The sequence below is a fragment of the Frankia sp. AiPs1 genome, assembly GCF_023716945.1.
In the GTDB taxonomy this organism is placed as follows: domain Bacteria; phylum Actinomycetota; class Actinomycetes; order Frankiales; family Frankiaceae; genus Frankia.
The window spans coordinates 1-5,474 of the sequence record NZ_JAMQQF010000412.1; the positions used below are offsets into that span (position 1 = coordinate 1).

A 5,474-nucleotide genomic window follows, 5' to 3' on the forward strand; every position below is an offset into this window, starting at 1 on the left:
GCCGAGTTCGCCGCGGTGCTCGCGGCCGCCCGGCGGGTGGCGCTGACGCTGCTGGCCGCCGAGGCCGTCGGCGTCTCGGCGCAGTGCACCGACCTGGCCGTCGACTATGCCGGCAGCCGCCACCAGTTCGGCCGCCCGATCGGCACCTACCAGGCGATCTCGCATCGCTGCGCCGACATGTTCGTCGGCACCGAGGCGGCCCGCGCCCTGGTCGCCGCCGCCGCGCAGGCCCTCGACGAGGCCGACGGGTCGGCGCAGGGGCCGGCGGACACCGACGAGCTCGACGTGACGGTGGCCCTGGCCGCCGCCGAGGCCCTCGACGCGGCGGTCGGCGCCGCCCAGGGCAGCCTGCAGGTGCACGGCGGTATCGGCTTCACCTGGGAGCACCCCGTGCATCACTACCTGCGCCGGGCGAAGTCCAGCGAGGCGTTGATCGCGGCGCCGGACCGGCTGCGCGAGCAGGCCGCGTCCCGGCTGGTCGCGGCGGCCCGGCGCTGAGATGACGCCCGGGGTTGGCCGACCCCCTCGATGCAGATGTGTGAATTCCTTCAACCTAATCAATTCGTCTAGCGGTAGCCTGGACGAGCGGGCCCTCCCGGTGGTGCTCCGGATCCGTCCGGAGCGCGTCACCTGGTCCGTGCGGCGGCAAGGAGCCATGATGCGGGACCCTGTGATCGAGCTCGTCGGACAACCGGGCCTTCCGCGCGCCCGTCGCGGGTCGGACGTCGTCGCGCGGGGTCGCGCCCGATGACCGCGCCCGCGGACCTGTCGGCTCGCCTGCGGGCGCTGTGGTCGGCGCCCGACTCCGCCTCCGCCCTCGAGATCGACGGCGCTGCGGTGCCCTGGGGGACGGTGCGGGCGCTTGCCGACGAGATCACCCGCAGCCTCGACGGGCTCGGCCTCGGTCGCGGCGCGCGCGTCGGCGTCCTGCTCGGAAACTGGACCGAGTCGATCGCGGCGATCCTCGCGATCCTCGGCACCGAGCGCTGCCTGACGGTCTTCAACCCGCTGCAGCCGGCCGAGCGCCTCGCCGGCGACCTGGCGCGGGCCTGCCCGCCGGTGCTCATCGTGCCGGTCCGGGCCTGGGCGTCCTCGGGGCTGGCGGAGCCGGTCGAGCGGCTCGGCATCAGCCTCCTGCACACCTCGCCCGAGGGGATCGCGACGGTGCGGGCCGGCCGCGCCGACGCCGCGGTCACCGCGATCGACGCGCCGGGCGTCGCCGTCGAACTGGCCACCTCGGGCACGACCGGGCCGCCCAAGCGCATCCCGTTGACCTACCGTCAGCTCGAGGCGTCGGTCGGGTCCGCCCGAGGCCACATGAAGCCCGGCGGCGGCGAACGGTCCTGGTTCGAGGGCGGCGTGGCCATCGTCTCCGTCCCGCTGGTGCACATCGGCGGGATGTGGGGGGCGCTGCAGGCCCTCGGCGACGCGCGGCGCATCGTGCTGCTGGAGCGCTGGACGCTCGAACGATGGCTCGACGTCATCCGCGCGCACCGGCCCCGCCTCGGCGCGCTGCCGCCGGCGGCGCTGCGCACCCTGATGAACGCGAACGTGCCGGCCGAGGATCTCGCCAGCCTGCGCGCGCTGACCTGCGGGACCGCCCCGGTGTCGCCCGACCTGGTCGACGCGGTGCTGGCGCGCTACGGCATCCGCGTGCTCGGCGTGTACGGCGCGACCGAGTTCTCCGGGGCGGTGGCCGGCTGGTCGCTGCCGGACCACCGGCAGTGGTGGGCGAAGAAGCGAGGCAGCGTCGGGCGGGCCTTCCCGGGGGTGGGGCTGCGCGTGGTGGCGGAGGACGGCGAGGTGCTGGCGACGGGCACCAGCGGGCTGTTGGAGATCAGGACCGACCAGGCCGGCGCGCGGGCCGACGCGGACGGCTGGACCCGGACCAGCGACCTCGCCCACCTCGACGACGACGGTTTCCTTTACATCGAGGGCCGCGCCGACGACGTGATCATTCGTGGCGGTTTCAAGATCCGACCGCAAACGGTCCGGGAAGTGCTTGAGGAGCACCCCGCGGTGGCCGAGGCGGCGGTGTTCGGCCTGCCCGACGAGCGCCTGGGCCAGGTGCCCGTCGCCGTCGTGGAGCTGGCGCCCGGCGCCGAGCCGGTCGAGGAGCAGCAGCTGCGCGACTGGTGCCGGCCCCGGCTGCTGCCCTACGAGGTGCCGGCCCGGGCGCTGACGGTCCCGGAGCTGCCCCGCGGAGTGTCCCAGAAGGTCAGCATGCCCGACCTGCTGGCATTGTTCGCCGAGCAAGGAGACGACCGTGGAACGCGAGATCTTCGAGTCTGAGCACCGGCAGTTCCGGGAGGTCGTCCGGGAGTTCATCGCCCGCGAGGTCACCCCGTATCACGCCCAGTGGGAGGCCGACGGGCTCGTCGACCGGACGGTGTTCGCCAAGGCGGCCAAGCACGGCGTCATCGGGTTCAACGTCGCCGAGGAGTTCGGCGGCGGCGGGGTTCGTGACTTCCGGTTCAACGCCGTCGTCGCCGAGGAGCTCGCGGCCGCGTTCGTCACCGGTCCGGGATTCCTGCTCCACAACGACGTCGTCGGCTCCTACCTGAGCCGGTTGCCCGACGACGAGCAGAAGGCGCGCTGGCTGCCCGGATTCGCCGCCGGCGAGGCGATCTGGGCGATCGCGATGACCGAACCGGGTGCCGGCAGCGACCTGCAGGGCATCCGGACGTCGGCGGTGCGCGACGGTGCCGACTGGCTCGTCTCCGGGGCCAAGACGTTCATCACGAACGGGATCCACTCCGACTACGTCATCGTCGTGGCCCGGACCGACCCTGCGGCGGGCAGCCGGGGCATCTCCCTGCTCGTCGTGGAGCGGGACATGCCCGGGTTCTCCCGCGGCCGCAACCTCGACAAGATCGGCCTGCACGCGCAGGACACCGCCGAGCTGTTCTTCGACGCCGTCCGGGTGCCAGCCCGCAACGTGCTGGGCAACCTGGGCGGCGGGTTCATCCACCTGATGGAGAACCTGCCCGAGGAGCGGCTGTCGATCGCGATCTCGGCGGTCGCCGGGGCGCGGGCGGTGTTCGACTCCACGCTGGAGTACACCAAAACCCGCACGGCCTTCGGCCAGCCGATCGGCGGTTTCCAGCACAACCGCTTCCTGCTGGCCGAGCTCGCCACCGAGATCGACATCGCCGAGGTGTACATCGACCGGTGTCTGAAGGCGTCGGTGGCGGAGAAGCTGACCACCGTCGACGCCTCCAAGGCCAAGTGGTGGGCCAGCGAGCTGCAGCAGAAGGTCGTCGACCGCTGCCTGCAACTGCACGGCGGATACGGCTACATGACGGAGTACCCCGTCGGTAAGGCGTTCACGGATGCGCGCATCCAGACCATCTACGGCGGCACGACGGAGATCATGAAGGAGATCATCGGTCGTTCGCTGGGCGTGTGACGGCCCGGCCACCGGTGTCGTGACGGAGCAGTCGAGTGGGAGCAGAGGTCAGCAGAGGTCATGAGCGTGGACTGGGGTTCGGGGACCGAGCTGGGGGAGTTCCGGGCGCAGGTGCGGGCGTTCATCGCCGGCCACGCCCCGGACTGGCAGGCCAGGGCCGGGGTGCGCAGCCCGGAGAGCGCCGCGGAGCTCACCGAGCTGCGGCGCTGGATCGCCGCGCTGTTCGAGGCCGGCTATTTCGGCGCCGACTGGCCGGCGCAGTTCGGCGGCGACGCCGCGCACGACCCGCGGTGTGACGTCGTCGTCGCCGAGGAGATCGCGCGGGCCCGCGCTCCGATGCAGCTCGGCGGCAACGGCCTGGCGGCCAGTGCCCTGATCCGCTTCGGCAGCGACGAGCAGAAGGCCCGGCTGCTGCCCGCCATCCGCTCCTGCGACGACCTGTGGTGCCAGTTGTTCAGCGAGCCGGACGCCGGCAGCGACCTGGGGGGGATGCGCACCCGTGCGGTCGCCGACGGCGACGGCTACGTCGTGACCGGGCAGAAGGTGTGGACGACCAACGGTCACTGGGCCAACCGCGGGTACCTGCTCGCCCGCACCGACCCGGACGTGCCCAAGCACAGGGGCATCACCGCGTTCGCGATCGACATGGACACCCCGGGCATCGACGTCCGGCCGCTGCGCGAACTGACCGGCACCTCCGACTTCAACGAGGTGTTCTTCGACGGGGTCCGCATCCCGGCCGCCGCCGTGATCGGCACGCCCGGCCAGGGCTGGATCGTCGCGAATGCGTCGCTGGCCGAGGAGCGCAACGGCGTCAGCGCCGCGGTCGTCGACCTCCAGCTCGCCTGGGAGGACCTGCACGCACTCGCGCAGAAGATCGAGATCGAGGGCCGGCCGGCGCTGGAGGAGGCCGACGTGCGCCAGCGCCTCGGCGCGTTGCGGGCCGAGATCCGCGCCTGCGCCCTGCTCGGGCAGTCCTCGTTCGCCCGCTGGCGGGCCGGCCGGCAACGGGTGCTCGACGCCCCGGCGGGCAAGCTGTGGTTCAGCGAGCTCAACCTGCGGCTGCACGAGTTCGCCGTGGACCTGCTCGGCGCGCGCGGCATCCTCACCGAGGGCGACGTCGAGGCCGTCGACGCCGGCCGCTGGCAGGACGCCTACCTCTACGCCCGCGCCTACACGATCGCCGGCGGCAGCTCGGAGATCATGCGCAACCTCATCGCCGAACGCGCCCTCGGCCTGCCCCGCTAGCTCCGACGTCCGGCCAGCTCCGACGTCCGGCCAGCTCCACGTCCCAGCTCCGACGACCTGTTGGTCCTGACGTCCTGGTGGCTCTGACGACCTGTTGGCCCTGACGACCTGGTGGCCCTGACGACCTGTTGGCCCTGACGACCTGCGTGCCCGACCGCTGCGGTCGGGGGAAGGACCCGGCGACATGCTTCTCAGCGACGAACAGATCAGCCTGGCCGACGCCGCCCGCGACTGGCTCGCGAAACGCACCGATCTGGCCGCGGCCCGGGCCGACGGCGCGGCGCTCGCGGCGCTCTACTCGGCGGACGACGTGCGCGCCGCCGCCGAACTCGGACTCACCTCGCTGCTGCGACCCGCCGAGGGGGGGACCTTCGCCGACCTCGCGGTCGTCGTGGAGGAACTCGGCCGCGCCGGGTCGCCGCTGCCGCTCGGCCAGGCCGCCCTGGCCGGGTGGGTCGAATTCCCCTACGCCCCCGGCCGCGCCGACACGCTTCGATTCCCCTACGCGGCCGACTGGGACGGCGATCTGCTGGCCGTCGCGGACACCGCCGACAACCGGGTCCTGCTCTGGGACGGCATGCCATCGGTCACCGGCGCGGCGGCCACCGCCGTCCTCGGCCAGCCGACGTTCGCCGACACGGGCGAGAACCGCTGGTCGGCCGTCACCGCCGACACGTTCTGTTGGCCGTACGGCCTGTCCCTGCACGACGGCCGGCTCGCCGTCGCGGATTCCGGCAACAACCGGGTCGTGATCTGGGAACGGCGGCCATGACCGCGCCGCGTGCCGGTGGACGGTCGGCGCCGGGCCCGCCGGGCC

The 5,474-nt window shown here is 73.1% G+C and carries 5 protein-coding genes; all 5 read left to right on the forward strand.

All coding sequences use genetic code 11. From position 1 onward, the window contains the following. Positions 1–498 (forward strand): acyl-CoA dehydrogenase family protein (locus ND748_RS24145; protein ID WP_285902622.1); only part of this gene is annotated, 498 nt, incomplete at its 5' end. Between the two features lie 249 nt (positions 499–747). Beyond that, positions 748–2,292 (forward strand): class I adenylate-forming enzyme family protein, encoded by a 1,545-nt coding sequence (locus ND748_RS24150; protein ID WP_251748252.1) that lies wholly within the window; start codon positions 748–750, stop codon positions 2,290–2,292. Then, positions 2,267–3,409, forward strand: a complete 1,143-nt coding sequence (locus tag ND748_RS24155) for an acyl-CoA dehydrogenase family protein (RefSeq protein WP_251748253.1) — start codon at positions 2,267–2,269, stop codon at positions 3,407–3,409. Before ND748_RS24150 ends, ND748_RS24155 begins: the two co-directional genes overlap by 26 nt. 60 nt (positions 3,410–3,469) lie before the next feature. Beyond that, positions 3,470–4,657 (forward strand): acyl-CoA dehydrogenase family protein, encoded by a 1,188-nt coding sequence (locus ND748_RS24160; protein ID WP_251748255.1) that lies wholly within the window; start codon positions 3,470–3,472, stop codon positions 4,655–4,657. A 184-nt stretch (positions 4,658–4,841) separates the two neighbouring features. Further along, entirely contained in the window at positions 4,842–5,429 is a 588-nt protein-coding gene (locus tag ND748_RS24165; RefSeq protein ID WP_251748256.1) for an acyl-CoA dehydrogenase family protein, read from the forward strand. The last annotated feature ends 45 nt before the right edge of the window (positions 5,430–5,474 follow it).